Annotated in this window: 12 protein-coding genes and 2 pseudogenes; 6 read left to right on the top strand and 8 right to left on the bottom strand. The window is 58.6% G+C overall.

Going from position 1 to position 18,507, the window contains the following annotated elements; genetic code table 11:
- The first annotated feature begins 1 nt into the window (after position 1).
- From BRAGE_RS0103630 to BRAGE_RS56615, 3 genes and pseudogenes are all read left to right on the top strand, one after another.
- Positions 2-2,659, top strand: coding sequence for an MGH1-like glycoside hydrolase domain-containing protein (locus BRAGE_RS0103630; RefSeq protein ID WP_027564503.1), 2,658 nt, complete (start codon positions 2-4; stop codon positions 2,657-2,659).
- A 327-nt stretch (positions 2,660-2,986) separates the two neighbouring features.
- Positions 2,987-4,432 carry a tyrosine-type recombinase/integrase gene (locus tag BRAGE_RS47670; protein ID WP_084334980.1) on the top strand — a complete coding sequence of 482 codons (1,446 nt, stop codon included), beginning with the start codon at positions 2,987-2,989 and terminating at the stop codon, positions 4,430-4,432.
- 166 nt (positions 4,433-4,598) lie between these two features.
- A pseudogene (locus tag BRAGE_RS56615) lies at positions 4,599-4,680 on the top strand (ABC transporter permease); the annotation flags it as partial.
- Between the two features lie 67 nt (positions 4,681-4,747).
- Here the strand turns inward: BRAGE_RS56615 and BRAGE_RS0103620 are convergent.
- The 4 genes from BRAGE_RS0103620 to BRAGE_RS0103605 form a co-directional block, all read right to left on the bottom strand.
- The gene (locus BRAGE_RS0103620) at positions 4,748-5,764 is read right to left on the bottom strand and encodes a patatin-like phospholipase family protein (RefSeq protein WP_027564504.1); all 1,017 of its coding nucleotides are present in this window, start codon (positions 5,762-5,764) and stop codon (positions 4,748-4,750) included.
- A gap of 566 nt (positions 5,765-6,330) precedes the next feature.
- A complete protein-coding gene (locus BRAGE_RS0103615) occupies positions 6,331-6,528 on the bottom strand; it encodes a hypothetical protein (protein WP_028146192.1) in 198 nt (65 codons plus the stop codon).
- 1,380 nt (positions 6,529-7,908) lie between these two features.
- Positions 7,909-8,385, bottom strand: coding sequence for a Crp/Fnr family transcriptional regulator (locus BRAGE_RS0103610; RefSeq protein WP_027564505.1), 477 nt, complete (start codon positions 8,383-8,385; stop codon positions 7,909-7,911).
- 367 nt (positions 8,386-8,752) lie between these two features.
- Entirely contained in the window at positions 8,753-9,280 is a 528-nt protein-coding gene (locus BRAGE_RS0103605; protein WP_027564506.1) for a hypothetical protein, read from the bottom strand.
- A gap of 149 nt (positions 9,281-9,429) precedes the next feature.
- Between BRAGE_RS0103605 and BRAGE_RS0103600 the strand changes: the two genes are divergently transcribed.
- The 3 genes from BRAGE_RS0103600 to BRAGE_RS0103590 are packed head-to-tail and all read left to right on the top strand — an operon-like array spanning position 9,430 to position 15,813.
- The gene (locus tag BRAGE_RS0103600) at positions 9,430-10,698 is read left to right on the top strand and encodes an NHLP bacteriocin system secretion protein (RefSeq protein ID WP_027564507.1); all 1,269 of its coding nucleotides are present in this window, start codon (positions 9,430-9,432) and stop codon (positions 10,696-10,698) included.
- Positions 10,691-12,913, top strand: coding sequence for an NHLP family bacteriocin export ABC transporter peptidase/permease/ATPase subunit (locus BRAGE_RS0103595; RefSeq protein WP_051377668.1), 2,223 nt, complete (start codon positions 10,691-10,693; stop codon positions 12,911-12,913). Before BRAGE_RS0103600 ends, BRAGE_RS0103595 begins: the two co-directional genes overlap by 8 nt.
- A complete protein-coding gene (locus BRAGE_RS0103590; RefSeq protein ID WP_027564509.1) occupies positions 12,910-15,813 on the top strand; it encodes an NHLP bacteriocin export ABC transporter permease/ATPase subunit in 2,904 nt (967 codons plus the stop codon). Before BRAGE_RS0103595 ends, BRAGE_RS0103590 begins: the two co-directional genes overlap by 4 nt.
- Before the next feature lie 214 nt (positions 15,814-16,027).
- On the opposite strand, the gene BRAGE_RS0103585 is transcribed toward BRAGE_RS0103590, so the two are convergent.
- From BRAGE_RS0103585 to BRAGE_RS0103575, 4 genes and pseudogenes are all read right to left on the bottom strand, one after another.
- On the bottom strand, positions 16,028-16,240 hold the full coding sequence (locus BRAGE_RS0103585) for a hypothetical protein (RefSeq protein WP_028146191.1): 213 nt from the start codon (positions 16,238-16,240) through the stop codon (positions 16,028-16,030).
- A gap of 26 nt (positions 16,241-16,266) precedes the next feature.
- A complete protein-coding gene (locus BRAGE_RS0103580) occupies positions 16,267-16,479 on the bottom strand; it encodes a hypothetical protein (protein ID WP_028146191.1) in 213 nt (70 codons plus the stop codon).
- A 215-nt stretch (positions 16,480-16,694) separates the two neighbouring features.
- Positions 16,695-16,814, bottom strand: a pseudogene (locus tag BRAGE_RS57865) (IS5/IS1182 family transposase); the annotation flags it as partial.
- 1,339 nt (positions 16,815-18,153) lie between these two features.
- Positions 18,154-18,366, bottom strand: a complete 213-nt coding sequence (locus tag BRAGE_RS0103575; protein ID WP_156950831.1) for a hypothetical protein — start codon at positions 18,364-18,366, stop codon at positions 18,154-18,156.
- Positions 18,367-18,507: the final 141 nt, after the last annotated feature.

Genomic DNA, 18,507 nt, shown 5'->3' with positions numbered 1-18,507 from the left:
CATGGACGATGTCGGGCAACGTCGCCCCCGTTCGGCTGAGCATGCAAGGCTTGCCGACTCCTCGCCCGATACTCCCGGCGACTGGAAAGCGATCGGGCCCTACGTTAGTGAGCGCGCTTGGGGCACCGTGCGCGAAGACTACAGTGCCGATGGCAAAGTCTGGCAATACTTCCCATACGAACACGCGCGCTCGCGCGCCTATCGGTGGAACGAGGACGGTCTTGCCGGGCTTTGCGATCAATCGCAGCGCCTGTGTTTTGCTCTCTCCTTTTGGAATGGACGTGACCCCTTCCTGAAGGAACGCATCTTCGGTCTCGGTGGTCCAGAAGGAAATCACGGCGAGGACGCCAAGGAATACTGGTGGTATATCGACGCAACACCGACCAGCTCGTGGCTTCGTTGGCGCTACCACTACCCCCATACGGAGTTTCCCCACGCCTTGCTTCGGCAGGAGAACGCAAGGCGCAACAGGGACGAGCCCGAATTTGAACTCCTGGATACCGGTGTTTTCGAAGGGGATCGTTACTGGCAGATCACGGCGGATTACGCCAAAGCATCACCCGATGACGTATGCGTGCGCATCAGCGTTCGAAACGCCGGACCCGAAGCGGCTGAGCTTCAGGTGCTTCCAACACTGTGGTTCCGCAACCGCTGGTCCTGGGAGGCTGGCATCGCGCGGCCGATTATCCAGGCGACGACTGAGACCGGCAACGTCGGCGCGATCGCTGAAGAAGAACTGCTGGGCCGCTGGCGCTTCACTGCCGGGGCGGACCCGGCCGGAAGGCCGCCGCCCTTGCTGTTCTGTGAAAACGAAACCAATGCCCGATACCTGTATGGCGCCACCACCGAGCAGACGCCCTATCCGAAGGACGGCATCAACGACCATGTCGTTCATGGTGCGGCGACCGTAAATCCTGCGAGGCGGGGTACAAAAATGGCCTGCTGGTATCGCCTCAAAGTCGCGGCCGGCGAAACGGTCGAGCTCAGGCTTCGCCTGGCACGTGATGGACGCGACCAGGCTGCGAACCTCGGAGCAGACTTCGAGCGAATCCATGCCGAGCGTAGGCGCGAAGCAGACGAGTACTATGCAGCGCTGACCCCTGACGGTACGAGCGACGATGAGGCCGCAGTGATGCGACAGGCGTTCGCCGGCATGCTGTGGAGCCAGCAGTTCTATCACTACGACGTCGCGCGCTGGCTCGACGGCGATACCGTACGTCCGCCCGAGGCTCGCGCGTCTGGTCGCAACGCTGACTGGCGCCATCTCAACAACCACGACATCATCGCCATGCCCGACAAATGGGAGTACCCATGGTATGCCTCCTGGGACCTCGCCTTCCATTGCGTGGTGCTGGCGCACATCGACCCCTCAGCAGCGAAGCATCAAATGCTGCTGCTGGCGCGCGAATGGTACATGCACCCGAACGGCCAGTTGCCGGCATATGAATGGAATTTCGGAGACGTGAATCCGCCAGTTCAGGCGTGGGCCACGCTTGCGGTGTTCCGGATCGATGGCGGTACCGACTTCGACTTTCTTGCTCGCGCGTTTCAAAAACTCCTGATCAACTTCACCTGGTGGGTAAATCGAGAAGACACGTATGGCGACAACGTGTTCGAGGGCGGCTTTCTCGGGCTCGACAACATCGGCCCGTTCGACCGCTCGCAAATGCACCCTGACGGCGATGTACTGGAACAGTCGGATGGCACCGCCTGGATGGCTAAGTACTGTCTCAACATGCTGGAGATGGCACTCCTGCTTGCCAACCATCAGCCTAGCTACGAGGACGTCGCGGTAAAGTTCTTCGAGCATTTCGCCCTAATCGCAGCCGCTATGAACAAGCTGTGGGACGACCAAGACGGCTTTTTCTACGATCGGCTTCGCAAGCGCGACGGCTCGACTTTCATGGTGCGCGCGCGTTCTATGGTGGGACTGTTGCCAATCTTTGCGGCCGTAGAGCTCGATGCGGCGCTGTGGGACCGACTGCCGATGTTCCGCAAGCGCGCGCGCTGGTACATCGAGAACAAGCCTGGCCTTGCAGAATTCCTGCACACGCCTGCAACCAATGAACGCCCTCGGCTGATCTCGCTGGTGGGCAAGTCGCGCATGAAGCGGATTCTCGCGTGTATGCTCGACGAATCAGAATTTTTGTCGTCTTACGGGCTGCGATCCTTGTCGCGTTACCACCGCGAACATCCACTTATCGTCAACACGGATGGACATGTTGCCCGTCTTGACTATGAGCCTGGCGAATCTCGAACAGGGCTGTTCGGCGGCAATTCAAACTGGCGCGGACCGATTTGGCTTCCGCTCAATTTTCTCGCGATCGAGTCGCTACGACATCTTCATACCAACCTTGGCGAAGACTTTACGGTTGAATTGCCTACAGGATCGCGTAGGCAGGCAAGTCTCGAGCAAGTGGCCGAAGAACTCGAACGCCGATTGCTCAGATTATTCCTCCGAGACTCAGACGGCCGGCGACCAGCACTGGGATCGAATTCGCGCTTCCAGCGCGATGGGGCATGGCGCGATTCTTTGCTCTTCTACGAATACTTTCACGGCGATACCGGCGAAGGACTTGGCGCCTCGCATCAGACCGGATGGACGGCACTGGCCGGCGCACTGGTGGCAAATCGGCGGTTCCGAAGTGCTCAGAAGTAATGAACGCCCGTGCGGCGTCCGATCATAAGAAAAAGTCGCACGAGACCCATTTCGTTCTCGGCAGTTCTTCCTGTAACTTATTGAAGAACAACGCTTTCGGGATGGTGGGCGCACCAGGGCTCGAACCTGGGACCCGCTGATTAAGAGTTCAACACCATCGCTTCTCCGCAGTTTCCGAATGCACGCCGCGCTGCGACGAGTACTCGAGAAGCCCTTTGTTCATAGATGTTTCTCGCATAGCTTCGCGCTCCGTCGAACTCAAGCCTTCCAACTGCTCAATCCGCCAACACCGTTTGAAAACCGTTTTGGCGGCCGTGGACTCTCGTCATGACCGATATTCGAATCTCTCTCACCGACAAGACAATCGCTCAATTACCCGCTCCGAAGGAAGGCTGGTACCTGGCGCGCGATACAGAATTGAAGGGCTTTTTCGTGGTCATCGGAAAGCGAAGGAGGACCTTTACCGTCCAGGGTGACCTCAGGCGGGGCGGCAAGCGGGCTTCATCCATTAGGGTTTCCATTGGCGACGCTAGTGAGATGTCGACCCGAGCTGCGCGCGCAACCGCCAAGGAGTATTTGGCGCAGATTAGCCGGGGACGGCATCCGAAGGACAACAAGCAAACCGAAGTGACGAGTCCGGCTCCGGCTATGGAAAGTGGCGGTACAACCGCGAGCATCACTCTCAGGCAGGCCTGGGAGCGGTACCTCGAGGCGCATCTGGTCCGGAAGAACCGCAGCGAAAAGACTATCGAAGGCTACCGCGATCACGTGGAACGAATTTTTGCGGTATGGCTCGACGCCACCCTCTATGAGCTCGCAACCGATCCGGCTAGCGTGGCCAAGAAGCCCGATAAAGTCACAAGCGAGAACGGGCCGTACATGGCCAATGGCAGCATGCGCACCCTGCGGGCCATCTACAATCATGCTCGGAAGACGAACAGGTCGCTGCCGTCAGACAATCCAGCCGATGCGGTTGACTGGAATGAGGAGGAGCGCCGCAACACCGGGATGGGGTCTGCCGACCTTAAGGGCTGGTTCGTGGAGCTCGCCGCCCTCGACAACCCCGTGCGTAGAGAGTTCCACCTTTTTACTCTCCTTTGCGGTTCTCGGCCCAGTGCGCTGCAGGAAGCTAAGCCAGAGCATATCGATTTTCGGCAGCGGACGCTGCACATTCCCAAACCAAAGGGCGGCAAGAAGAAAGCTTTCGATATTCCATTGTCCCGTCAGATGGTCCTCTGCCTCGCCCGCGCAATCCGGTTCGGAAGGCAAATGTATCCTGTGCAGGCACAAGACTGGGTATTTCCGGCCGATAGCGCGTCGGGGCATTTGGCCGAGACAAAGGAGGACCGGGAAATGCTATCGAAGTGGGGTAACGACCTCCGCCAAACCTTCCGTACGATTGCGACAGCAGCAGGTGTCTCGGAGGTCGACGCCAAGCTCCTGATGAACCATGCTATTCCCGGCGTAAACGCGGGCTACATTACGCGGCATAAGCTTCTCAAGGATCATCTGCGCAGCCAGCAGCAGGCGATCAGCAGCGCCGTATTTGCCGCAGTGGGCACGGCGATTACCCGGGAGAGCTCGTTGCAGGATTGGTTCGGAAGAGGTGGTAGCCGAGAGCAGCAACCCAACGGGCTGCTTCAAATAGACAAGGTGCAGTCCCGCCCGTTGTTCAAATTCGGCAAGGATCAATCGGGGGCTCGGTGCGTTGAAACCTCGACGCTATCCGAGCTCACGAATCGGTCCAATCCATCATGGGCCAATTTGAGCTAACGTAAGGAAGCGTCGTCGGAGGAAGTCAAATAAGCGCACGCGCTCGAGCGGCGGGAGAAAACGGTAAACTGGTTCGGTTCGGGGAGGCACAACCACCAATGCCGACATTCGCTGCAAATCAACATTTGAGACGTGACGGGCACAAGCGGACGCCATCTCGTGCATAACCCGCAGCTTCCTCGGCGTCGGCGCAGCCGCCTGCATCGGAATGGGGGCTGATGGTGGCCGATGCGCGGCAGTACATGTATCTTCCTCTCGGGTCGCCGTCTTGGCCTCGTTAAGGCATTGCTGTATTGCTGCACCAATTTAAACGCGCTACAAGTATCTGCCGTGAATGTCGATGGTCGAACGCACACCGATATGGCAATAATTTGCGGCTAACCACTCCTCAGCGCAGGTACGGCCCACGTCGCGCAGATAGGTGAGAAACTCCCAGTCTGCATTAAACTTGGAGGCGACGCCGAGGCCTTTCATGAACGATTCCGCCTCTATGGCATGAATCAGCATCGTCTTTATCTCGTCGTGCAGCGCGCCTCTGCTGACGAGCTTGTTGGCGAAGGCAATTGCTCGCATCTCGCGCATCAGCGACGAATTGAAGCTAATTTCGTTCAATCGGTTTAATATATCGCTCGCCGTGCGAGGAATTTCCCCACGCACAATTGGATTGATGTGAATAACAATGATGTCGGTGGATTGGCAGCCATAGATCAGCGGGAAGATTGCTGGGTTGCCCATGTAGCCGCCATCCCAATAGGCTTCGCCATCGATTTCAACAGCCTGAAAGAGCTGCGGAAGGCACCCGGAAGCGAGAACGGCGGAAACGGTGAGCTCATGGTTCTCAAAGATCTTCACCTTTCCAGTGCGGACGTTTGTCGCACAAAGGAACAGCTTGACGACACTCTCCCTGCGCAGTCGGTCGAAATCGATGGTCTTCTCGAGCACGTCACGCAACGGGTTATAGTTCAATGGGTTAAACTGATAAGGTGACAACAGTCGTGTCATCATGTCGAAGAACATGAAGGCTGGCGATTTCTCGATCGAATGATTTTGCGACAGACGATCGAAAATGGACGGCTGCAGCGGTCCCCAGACTGCAGCTTCGCTGATGCGGCGCCAATATTCGGCGAGAGTGAGTTTTGCGCCTTCGCGGCCGCCTATCGTCAGGCCGTACGCCATGACCGTGCCGTTCATGGCGCCAGCGCTGGTAGCGCAGATCCCCTCAAACGACATCCGCTCATCTTCGAGCAGGCGATCCAAAACGCCCCAGGTGAAGGCGCCATGCGCACCGCCACCCTGTAAAGCAAGGTTGACCGTCTTGCTTGCTGTACCCATCAGCGCTTACCGACCACGCTGTGCGCCACCGCTGCGCCGCCTAGCAACCTAATGAACTCGCGGCGTTTCACTGTGCAGTCCCTCCACTTCTTGCGACTGAAAGGATATCACACGGCGATACGGCAGGAGACGGCCCGGTGCGAGATTTCAGGCCGGGCTATGACCGCTCTGGGTCACAGCCCGAAGAACTCGCTTTGAGCATATCGAGCCCGCTTCACCCCACGTGAGCGGACAGGCAGCTGACATGCCGGGTCGGCAGCTTCGGGCCAATACCGGAAGTCAGCTTGCCACGATCAGGCTCAGAATTGCTTTCGCGGTAGCAAGTAGCGGGCAGTGGTTCACCTTTTTGGACTGTCCAGCCGCCATTCGAAATGGTTCCATCCCTCGCTGTTAGCGAACCTGATCAGTCCGCATTCCCGACAGGTGTAGCGCTCAGTGCCATCCATGTGGGTCTGGGGCAGACCGTGAGCGGTACCCGGTCGAAGCCCAGACAGGCCGGCCACACCTATAGGTGTGGTGTCCGTGTCCGCTCGGTGTCCGTGGTGAAAGAGGTCGTCGGGGACGGGTTACGGTCTCCCAGATGTGCCGGGTGGATAGTATACGACGGTTGTGCTTTTATCGGACATGTGAACAAGAAAATTCCCTATCGGGGCCGCTTGAATGTATGCGACGTCCTTTCCGCCTGTGACGATGTCGAGGTCGTCATCCGTTAGTGCTCTCGCGACATCGAACTCTGCGGTCGTCAGTTCTTTGATCGTAGTCATGTCGCTCTCCTATGAAAGTGTTTCAGGCGAGGACCATTCCTCGCCTTGATGGGGAGCGATATAGATGTTTTTGGCGAGGTGATGTGATCTTGATCGCGCATCGTGATGGTGGACGTGTTCTGGCATGTCTTCGTATTGTCGGCACGGTTGGTTGGGTTCATCGGGCTAGTTTCCGGCCCGGGCCATGAAGCCGTTTTGCAGATCGATGCCGATGTGCGTCGTGCGGCGCGGTCTCAAACGGTCAAACACCGCGACGCCACCACGGGCGGAGGATCAGGCGCTCTCGCACTTCGTCGAAGATACCCAACCGATGCACGGGTTCACCTTTGCTAATGATAGGCTCCGCTGCCCCAACATTCTGGAGAGAGCTTCGGCCAAGGTCAACGTCCGCTTGGGGTCACAAGCGGCGGTGAAGGCTTGCGGCAGCTATGCATGGACAGCTGCACAAAGCGGACCCCGTCTGAATGGCCTGCGCGGTAGTAGCGTCGGGTCGGAACGAGATCTCCGACGTCTCAGCATCGGATCGTGCAACTGACGAGCGCGAGAACGCGGCCCATCTGCGGCCCATCTCAATGTTCATCGAGCTCACGTTATCAAGCAACGCCTAACGCGAGCTTGGATCAGCCAGCCCGATCCATCATGGCGCCCCGGAAAATTCACAACTTAAGCCATTCATTCCGTTTATCTATTTAGCCCTAAACTGATCCTTCGTGTGATTGGGACCGACTGAGAAATCCGGTGTGACGAAGCCACTGCAGCTTGGCTCTTCTTGGGCCATATAGGCATGATTTGGAAGCGGAAATCGCGTCTTTGGATTCTCAGTGCACACGCCAGATCGGCTTGAGGATCGCGGCGACAAGAGAGAGCAATGCCGATCAGAAATGCTGCAACTGGAAGAAGCTTCAGCCCGCCGCGCCACAGTTCATCCAAACACATCAACAGAAGTGAGCAGTCGGCTCACATCCAACAGGCCTTCAATTGGGCTGCTCGACAAAATCGTGCAACGCGTTTTCAAAAGCGGCATCCCAGCCTTATGCGCATCTCGCCAAACCGAGCATAAACTCCTCGTTGGCCTACAGCCTTCGCTGCCGGCCAACACGGACTCATCTTGGCGCCACAACGCCTTGCCTGTGGCGAGTCTCAGCAGGAAACGGCAGATTCTCTGACCTACAAGCCGCAGCGACATCGATACCGCCGCAATCTCAGCCAGCGCGGCCTGACAGGTTGAAGATGAGCACGGCTCGACCAACGCTCAGAAGATCCTGTTAGTGTGCGCCTACCTCTCCTGGCTGGCCTTTATCGACCCGACATAGTTGGCGCTCAATGATGACGAGCCGCTCCTGATTACTGCTCCCGCCGGACATAAACATCACTTCGTCCCTAACTCGCATGAAGCCTCTGCAGCTCCGCAATGCGATTGTCGGCACGGCGAAGCCGCCGACAAAGCTCGCGGTTGATATTCTGCATCACCATCACATACGCGTAGATGTCGGCCTTGTAGTACGCGTAGAGTTGTCGAGCCGCCAGCTCGTACAGCAGGGTTGGGCTCTGCGCAACGATAGTCGCTGATCGGTTCTGCATCTCGATAAGCGTCATTTCGCCAAAAAAGTCGCCAGGCCCAAGGCTCGCCATGCGAACTATGCGCCCCGAGCCCCCGAGCTTGCTCACCACGAGATGGCCGGAGTGAACAACGAACATTGAGCGGCCCGGCTCTCCTTCCGCCACGACAATGTCGCCGACGTCGAAGCGGCGCTCGACCAGCATAGAGACCAAGAGATCGCAACTCGTGTCTGAGAGACCACCGAAGAATGGTGTGGCAAGCAAAAACGCTTTCAGATCGAGCGAGCTGACAGCCATCGAGAAACTATACTCCCGCGACCAGCGGTGGCAAGCCGCCGAGACGTCGACGCTGCTGCCACAGGCAGCAGGGAGGGCGCGGTGATCAAACTTCGGGAACTTGTCATGATCCTGGATTTGCATCGCCAAGATCTGTCGGATCGCCGCCCTCGCCCAGCAACTTGGGGCCGATCGAAGACAGTCAGGCCTACACCGCCGGACGCTTGCCGCCGGTTTACAAAAAGTGGCACCAAGGTGTTCTCGATGGTGCTCGGCTCCTCACCGGTCGACCTGGGCGCGCTTTTCTCGATTAGGATCTGCAAGGGGTCCTTGGCTGTCACCTCCGCACGTGGAGATCGCTTACCGCGCGGGCCCTTCTTTCGCACGGTCAAAGGCGAGCTCGAATGGAAGCCAATATGCCTGTCGTCGTGTCGATGATGGTTAGGGCCTGCTCAATCTTTCCTTGCCCTAACGGATATTTGGTACACCGCTCGGATATTTGAACCAACCGCTTTCTTTCGCTCATCAGGATCGCGCTGCTCTTGTCGACGGCAAACTTGACGATATCACGCATTGGATTTTTGTCGCCAAAATCGATCAGATCTTTCTCCATCGTAATCAAATACTCATAGCTTGCCAGTTCGTCGGAGATCTGAAGAAGTTCCCGAATAGCCGAGTTGACACAGTCGGCGTCCCCGCTCGAAACATCGGGACGCTTTGCGGTTGCGACAAGGTCGTTCATGAGGTTGGCAAAAAGCGGCCTAAGGCTCTCCGCTTGCCTGAAATCGCCCTCGGACAGGACGCCCGCACAGCACATACCCGGTAGGAAAAGCCCAAGCCCCAAGCTTGCCGCCAGCATCTTTCGGTGCGTTCGCGCAGGGAACGAAAATCTCGTGGTGCCGATCAGCCCGTACATCCCAATTGGTCCTTCCCCTGCCACCCCTTATTGATTGTTAGATGGTTGCTTCTGTGCAAAGATCGGGGATCGTCGGCTTCAGTTCACACTTGCTTTTGAGTGCAGACATGTCGGCGTCTGAACCGCTCCCAAACCCGGAGCATAAGAGCATGACCGGTGGGCCGCAACGGGCGTTTCGCGCCGCGGCCCTTGACCGGGCTGCGTCTCCCGAGCAGCTCGATCATCTCGTTGTTATCACCAAGCCTGCTGACTGGATTCTTACCCTTGTACTGTGCATTGCGCTTGGGGCGGCCGTGCTGTGGAGCATTTTCGGGCGCGTGCCCACTCGCGTCTCCGGTGAGGGAATCCTGATCGGCAGTGGCGGTAAGGTCGTCGAGGCCGTATCCGCCGCGGCCGGACGGCTGCAGTCGGTCGCAGTCACGGTGGGCGAGCACGTCAACAAGGACCAACCCATCGCCCAGATCGTTCAAACCGAGATCCAGCAAAAGCACAACGCAGCCACCGAGGTCTTTCATGAACGCCAGCGAGAGCACGCCGATCGGGTGTCGAAAGCTGCAAGCGAACTCGCCGCTAAGAGCCAGAACTTTGCAAAACTTGAAATGGCTCTGCAACAGGTAATCAAGGCAACGAGCCAGCGTATCGAATATCTCACCGTCGATGTCAAAAACCTCGAGGATTTGCTGGCCAAGGGATACACGACGCGGCGCAATTTGGAAGAGCGACGCCAGGAGCTGGCCGATGCGCAACAGCGCCGTACTGACGCCCAAAACGAGATTTTGAAGCTGCGGTCGCAGAAGACAGATCTGGAAACGGAGCGTGGTCGCGAAATTCAGCAATCCGAGTTTTCCCTCAACGAGGCCCGGCGGCAGATGAATGCCGCCGCCGAACAGCTGAGCCAGAACACCCAAGTGATCAGCCCGATGGACGGGCGTGTTTTGGAAGTGAAGATTTCGCCCGGTTCGGTGCTAGCCATCGGCACACCGGTGATTGCGATCGAAAGCGAAGGCGCCAAGCTCCAAGCCCTCGTCTATGTTCCCGCCGAACGGGGCAAACAGATCAAGCCTGGCATGCAGGTGCAGCTCGAGCCAAGCACGGTCAAGCGCGAGGAATTCGGCATGATGCTCGGCAACGTAATCAGCATCTCTGATTTCCCGATGACGCCGCAAGGCATGGCCGCGCTGCTGCATAACGAAAGCCTGGTTTCACGCTTCTCGCGCGACGGTGCACCTTACGCCGCGATGGTTGCGCTCGATGAAGACGCCTCCACTCCAACCGGATATCGATGGGCCGTGGGCGAGGGGCCGAACATTCATCTCACGAGCGGAACGTTGGCTCGGGCCGAGATCACAACACGCCGGCAGCGCCCCCTCGATCTGGTGATACCCCTGCTCAAGCACCTCACGGGCATTGATGGATAGGCGCTCTCCAAACCAGCCAACCAGCGGGCGCGGCCGGCCCAAATCCTACGTCGGCCGCATGGCGAGCTGGTTGCCGCAGCGACGCAGCCAGCGGACACCCATCATACTGCAGATGGAAGCCGTCGAATGCGGTGCGGCAGCGCTTGGCATCATTCTCGGTTATTACGGTGCGTGGATTCCGTTGGAGGAGCTTCGCGTCGCATGCGGCGTATCGCGCGACGGCAGCAAGGCGAGCAACATCATCAGAGCGGCGCGCCGATACGGACTGACGGCGAAGGGGTACAGCGTCGAGCCTCCGGCACTTGCCGAGATTCCAACGCCTTGCATCATTCACTGGAACTTCAACCACTTCGTGGTTCTGGAAGGAATTAATAGAAAGCGGGCCTACATAAATGACCCCGCGAGCGGGCGTCGGCAGATCGATCTGGTCGAGCTTGACCACGCCTTCACCGGCGTTGTCCTGGTGTTCGAACGGGGCGAAAGGTTCGAGAAGGTCGGCAGCAAACCGAAGGGCATAGGCCTGCTCATACGGGAGCTGCGCCACTCAAAGCAGGCGGTGGCCCTGCTAGTTGTTGTCAGCATCGCCGCGGTCCTGCCCAATATTGTTGCCGCGGGATTTTCAAAAATCTTTGTTGATGAGATTTTGATCCAGCACACGCGCAGCTGGCTTGTGCCGCTCCTGATCGGCATGGCGCTGACGGCGGCTCTCCGGGCCGTTCTGACCACCATACGCCAATCGCTGCTATTGCGGCTGCAGACCAAGCTCGCCGTCGTGATGACCAGCCGTTTTCTGTGGCGCCTCATGGCGCTGCCGATGGAATTTTTCACCCAACGTCACGCCGGCGACATTGCGGGCCGTATTGCAGCCAACGAACAGATCGCCCGGCTGCTTTCAAGTGGCATTGCCGCCAATGCGCTCAGCCTGATGTCGGTGGTCTTGTTCGCCGCGGCCATGGCCGTCTACGACGTCAGCCTAACCGCGCTTTGCGTCACAATCTCATTGATAAATGTTCTTCTCCTGCGGCTTGTCGCTTCACGCCGCCAGGAACTGAGCTATCGGCTGGCGCTCGATCAGGGAAGGCTACTCGGGGCGACCGTGAGCATGGTGCGGACTATCGAAACCATCAAAGCAAGTGGATTGGAAGACGACGCCTTCGGCCGGTGGGCCGGTCTTCAAGCCAAAAACCTCAACGCCGAACAGAGGATCGGCGCCTCCGCCATCATATTGGACATGGTCCCGACCTTGCTTACGGGTCTCATGATCGCAGCGATTCTTGGTGTCGGAGGCTTGCGGGTCATTCAGGGCTCGTTGACGCTGGGAAGCCTCGTGGCCTTCCAATCCTTAGCATTGAGTTTCTCCGAGCCTTTCGTCAACCTCGTGAACTATTTCGGTGGCCTGCAAACCATCAAGGGAGCGCTCGAACGACTCGAGGATGTCTACCGATACCCGCTAGCGCCGCAACCTCCGACACATGCGGGTGCCTTGCCGCCGAAGCTTACCGGCCGACTCGAACTTCACAATATCAGCTTCGGCTATTCGGTGCTCGAACCGCCGCTTTTGGCGGATCTTTCGCTGGTGATCCCTGCCGGTTCGCGCGTGGCACTCGTTGGCATGTCGGGCAGTGGAAAATCAACCCTCGGCAAACTGATCTGCGGACTGTACAAACCCTGGTCCGGCGAGATTCGTTTTGATGGATGTAAGCTGACGGATGTCCCTGCGGACATTTTTGCGAACTCCGTCGCCTATGTCGACCAGGACGTCTTTCTGTTCGAGGGAACGGCGCGGGACAATTTAACGCTCTGGGATTCAACAACCGATGAGCGCCACCTCCTGACGGCGGCCAAGGACGCGCTCATTCATCAAGACCTTGCGACTAGACCAGGCAATTATGACTGCCACGTCAATGAGGGCGGTACGAACTTCAGCGGTGGTCAGCGTCAGCGCATCGAAATCGCCCGCGCCCTGGTTTGCAATCCCTCGATCCTTGTCTTGGATGAAGCGACGGCTGCACTTGATCCGATCACAGAAAAATCCATCGACGACAACCTGCGGCGCCGCGGCTGCAGCTGCATCATCATCGCCCACCGCTTGAGTACTATACGCGATTGCGACGAAATCATCGTGCTCGAGCGCGGTCGCATCGTTGAACGCGGCACGCATGAAGAGCTTCTTGCGCTTCAGGCTTCCTATGCCAAACTGGTGGCGCGCGAATGACGGATCGATTTGTCAGCGAGAATTTCGTCGGACAACAACGCGAGGCGCCGATCGGTCTGTCGCACCGGACTTCGCTCGATGCGCGTCGCCCAATGCTTCTCAGCGACCACGAACACGTTCTTCAAGTGGCAGCCGGTCACGTCGATTTATTTGCAGTTCAGCCGACGGGCACGCGCCAGCATTTATTTCGTGTCGAAAACGGCGGATGCATTCTGGACCTGCACAATGCCTGCGAAACCTCGGGCAGCCGGCTGCAAATCATCGCTGTCGGCCCGCCTGGGAATGCGCTTTTGGAGATACCGCGCAGTGCAGCGTCCTTTGTCCCTGTGTCTGGCTGGATTGCCCAATTGGCGGTGTTCATGGTCCGCTCGGCGGCAAACGAAGCGATTTCCGAGTTGGTGAGCGGTGAGGAGATTGAACTACACCCGGGCGAGCGACGTCGCGGTCCGATGCGGGACCTCCTGTGGGCACACCTCGACACCGGGACAGCAAAGGTCATGAACCTCGGCTCGAGCTTCGCTCCCGGGCAGCCTCCCTTCCCTTTGACCGCTGGGGTGTGGGTGGAAGCCGGCGAGCGCGGGTGCAAATTGCGTCTCGACCCAAACCCGCCAGGTACCCAGGTTCTGTGGTCCGCGATTGATCGATTCCAGGTAACAGTTATCGCTCATCTTGAGCGCAGCCTGGCAGAGGGCGTCATTCGAGAGCGGGAACGCCTGGTCCGCCGCGACGAACTCACTGCGTCGCAAACCCTCGACTCGTTTGAGCGGCTCGCTGATGTCGTGGTCAAGAAAGCCGATCGTGCGCAATCCGAATGGGACCCGACAGACCCACTGCTTTGCAGTTGCCGGGTTGTCGGAGAAGAACTGGGAATACCGGTTACACTTTCGCAGCGCGCTCAACCCACAAGACAGGCCTTCAGCGACATTCTGGAGATCGCTCGCACAGCCCAGTTGCGGATCCGCCGTGTACTCCTGCGCGATGTCTGGTGGAAGACCGATGCCGGACCGCTCCTCGGTTGGCACGGAGACCAACGCAGTCCAGTGGCTCTGGTGCGCGAGCGGGCGAACACCTACACGATGTTCGACCCAAAGGGTGGAAGTCGTCGCCCGGTCGATCGCTCCGTTGCTGGCGAACTCAAATCAGAGGCCATCACTTTCTATCCGGCGCTGCCGTCCCGCCCGCTCCAATATCGCGATCTGCTTACCTTTGCGATGCGAGGCGTTTCCGGCAGCATCGCGCGCATCGCGTTGGCTGTTATAGCAATCGGGCTACTGTCGCTGATGCCGCCACTGATCACCAATGTCCTTGTCAATTCGGTTATCCCGCGCACCGAGATCGATCAGCTCCTTGTTTGTGCGCTTGCGCTGACGGTCACCGCTTTGGCGATGGCCGGTCTACAGGCGATGCAAGGACGGGTCACGTTAAGGCTCGAAGGTCTGCTCGACTATAAGCTGCAGGCCGCGCTGATCGACCGACTGCTCCGCCTGCCCACCTCTCTATTTCGCGAATATACAAGCGGCGATTTGGTCGATCGCGCCATGGGCATCGACGCCACTCGCCGGATCTTCACCGGGCGTGTGCTGGGCGGCTTTACGGCCTCGTTCTTTTGTCTCTTCAGCATTGGACTGATGCTCTACTATGACCTCCGACTGGGCGGCATTGCACTGCTGCTTACCATGATTAGAGCAGCTGCAATTCTTGGCACGAGCGCCGTGCGACTCTACTACGAAACCAAGCAGTTCAACCTGCAAGGCAAGGCCAGTGGCTTTGTGCTGCAATTGATTGCGGGAGTCGGCAAGCTGCGCGTGGCAGGCGCAACGGCGCGCGCGTTAGCGCGATGGTCGCAACAATTTGCCGTACAGAGGCGCTATTTTATTACCTCGCAGCAAGCGGCCAACGCGCTGAGTACCTTTGATACCGCCTTTCCGATGCTGGCGACATTGGTCATCTTTGCGCTCGCCTCCTACACAAACAGTCACGTCCTGCTCGATCTCGGCGCGTTTCTCGGCTTTCTGGCAGCGTTCGGACAGGCCACGGCCGCGATCGGCAGTTGGGCCTCGAGCGTCAGTGAATCACTGGTGGCGATTCCTCACCTCAGCCGCTTGAAGCCCGTGATTTCCACTCCAGCCGAGATCTCTGAGGAACGGCGATCACCCGGAGAGCTATCTGGAGAGCTCGAACTTTCCGGCATCGTGTTCCGCTATATGAAAGGCGGGCCGAAGGTCCTGGATGATATCAGCTTGAGCATTGCGACGGGTGACTACGTCGCGATCGTCGGTCCCTCAGGTAGCGGGAAATCGTCGCTCTTTCGTTTGCTGCTCGGTTTTGAGCGGGCGGAAGCTGGCACGGTGTTTTACGACGGCAAGGCTCTCAACACGCTCGACATCAGCGCCGTGCGCCGGCAGCTTGGCGTAGTTCTGCAAGATACCAAGCTCGCAACCGGAAGCCTTTACGACAACATTTGCGGCGGCGTTGATCTGCCGCTGGAGAAGGCCTGGGAGGCCGCCCGACTGGCGGCGCTGGATGCCGACATCGCGCAGATGCCGATGGGCATGCATACGCTGGTTGCGGAAGGCGTGACTACGCTGTCAGGCGGTCAGCGGCAGCGACTATTGATCGCCCGCGCTCTTGCGCGCTCACCACGGATTCTTCTGTTTGATGAGGCAACCAGCGCACTCGACAACCAAACCCAAAGCATCGTCGGCACCTCGCTGGAACGATTGAGCATTACGAGGATTGTGATTGCGCATCGCCTCAGCACCGTGCGCAATGCGGATCGTATTGTCATGCTCTCGCGCGGCAAGGTCGTGCAAGCGGGAAGCTACGCGGAGCTCATGAACGAGCCGGGGCCGTTTGCGGATTTTGCCAAGCGGCAGCTGCTTGAATCGGCTCATCACTAGCCTAACGGCGGACGCATCGCTAGGCCGGGCCATTCCCTGTGGATGAGGATCTCTCGGCAGGTGGGCACGAGTACGCTCGTTGGGCATCGACACCGTGTCAAGACCTCTGCCCCAGTTCATTGCGCGAGGATGCCTGTGTCCATGAGAGTTCTCGATTGAAATGAGTACCCGCACACCCCCGGAAGTAGCCAAGGAGTGTGCGGGCATTGGTAACTTAGCCGATCGAGCTGGTGTTCGACTGCGCGAGCAGCTGCGTGACGGCAGCGGCACCACCGGCACCGAAGACGCTGGAGCCGCCCTGAGCCACACCGACCTGCGTGGCAGAGTTCGCCTGCGCGACGATGTTGTTGGACAGATTGCTCAGGTCGAAGAACCCGCCAGACACGGCGTCGAGTTCCATGTCGATCAGTTCACACGCTTCAATCATGATTTCTCTCCTCTGGTCTCTGTGACTTAGCCGATCGAGCTGGTGTTCGACTGCGCGAGCAGCTGCGTGACGGCAGCGGCACCACCGGCACCGAAGACGCTGGAGCCGCCCTGAGCCACACCGACCTGCGTGGCAGAGTTCGCCTGCGCGACGATGTTGTTGGACAGATTGCTCAGGTCGAAGAACCCGCCAGACACGGCGTCGAGTTCCATATCGATCAATTCACACGCTTCAATCATGTCTTCCCTCTTGTTGCTGTGATCGACATCTGGCTCAAAGCAAACCAGCGCCTCACTGCCCGTGTTCTTACCGGATGGTTGCCTTTCTATCTGTGAGAAGAATCACGCACGCTCCACAGTGGCAGCCTTGGCTGCGATATCGCTCGAACGAACCTGACTGTCTCAGACACCTTCATAACCCGGGGGCCTGGTCTCATAGCGCAGAGCGAGAACTCTGACGCGAGCTGAACGTATGCGAGGCAGTTGACCGCAAGGCTGTCGAAGCGCGTTGCGATCCGACGACATTGCTCGATCCTGTTGAAGACGCGTTCATCGATATTGCGGGCTCGGTAGACGCATGAGCGATGCACCCCGACCGTGAGCATACGCACTCGAGAAGCAACCGTCAGCTAGGTCGGGATGTTTCCTGCCGCGTGCGGCGCGCTGGACGCGATCGCCGATGCGCCGCGCATGTGCTACTTGAGCTGTAAGCGTGGAGCGGGCGTTAACGCAGTCATGATTGCGAGCCTCCGGAGCCTGGTGCTGTTGGCTTTTAGGCACTCTCCTTTCAAAGCACGGCGAGAGCTCTCATAGGGGCGGTCACCGGCCAGCATCCGACTATTCGCGAATGGGAACATCGCGGAAGTGTAACGCCACGAGAAAAAGCATCTTCCTGCTGAATCGAGCCGCTCATTTCAGAGGGCGGACGATCACATCGCAGCTCCGTGGCGGTATGTCAGCGAATGCAAGGCTCGGATAACGAGCGCGGGCGTGTTTCCCGCTCGGAACCGCTCGCCAGGCCGATGTCTATAGGTCTGGCTCGTCAGTTCATGCCTCGGAGAGTTCGTCATGCTCCACGCCGGCCCGCCAATGACGGCGACGTAGTGTTTCCTCGCACTAGGACGTTTGAGGTAGGCATAGGGCATGGAACGGAGCTGCTTTCTACAAGCAGCGATCAACCTGGATAAGCGCGGCGTATTTCATGCTCTTCCCGCCGCCGTTGCAGCGCGACTCCGCTGGCTTTTCTGCCTCGCCTCTAGACCAGGGGCGCAATAGAATCGGATACCCAAGCGCTCGACCGGCCAAGTACTCACCCGAGTGGTCTTGGGTTGTGAAAACTATCGCGACTTGAAGCCTCGGTCCCAATATTTCTTCCGCAGGGAGGCTGTGAACCTGCCCGTCTGGTCATGTACGCCACTCGCGTTCAGCACTGGTGGCCGATCGCGTAATTGCTCTGGCCGCACCAGCATGCGAGGCTTTCTCGGCTCGTCGCTCGTAGTCGTCGGCGAGAGCCTTGAGCTGGGCGGCAATCGCTCGGTCGGTCATGGTTTGGACAGCGCGGAGCAAGCTCTGTGCTATTTGTAAGTATTCCCTGCCTCGTTGTGAAATCTGGGAAGTCATCAAGCCCTCGCTCGGTTCTCTGGCGCCTGGTCTAAAGCGAGAAGCCAGGATAGCCAATTGCCATCACTCGCCCGACGAGCTCTGAAGCGATTGACGCACTTCTTGGAGCAGAGAGGGGTTCGCCACGAGTAGTGCCGGACGAGTCCAAACTTGCGATCACAAACTGCGCATCGTGTGGCTTTGCCAGATCCAGCGCTCTCGTTACCAGGGGTGCTTGTGTCCATGAGAGTTCTCGATTGAAATGAGTACCCGCACACCCCGAGGGCAGCCAAGGAGTGTGCGGGCATCGCTGACTTAGCCGATCGAGCTGGTGTTCGACTGCGCGAGCAGCTGCGTGACGGCAGCGGCACCACCGGCACCGAAGACGCTGGAGCCGCCCTGAGCCACACCGACCTGCGTGGCATTGTTCGCCTGCGCGACGATGTTGTTGGACAGATTGCTCAGGTCGAAGAACCCTCCAGCCACGGCGTCGAGTTCCATGTCGATTAGTTCACACGCTTCAATCATGACTTCCCTCCTCTGGTATCTGTGACTTAGCCGATCGAGCTGGTGTTCGACTGCGCGAGCAGCTGCGTGACGGCAGCGGCACCACCGGCACCGAAGACGCTGGAGCCGCCCTGAGCCACACCGACCTGCGTGGCAGAGTTC

The organism is Bradyrhizobium genosp. SA-4 str. CB756 (genome assembly GCF_000473125.1).
In the GTDB taxonomy this organism is placed as follows: Bacteria; Pseudomonadota; Alphaproteobacteria; order Rhizobiales; family Xanthobacteraceae; genus Bradyrhizobium; species Bradyrhizobium arachidis.
This window is presented reverse-complemented; position numbering and strand designations above follow the sequence as displayed.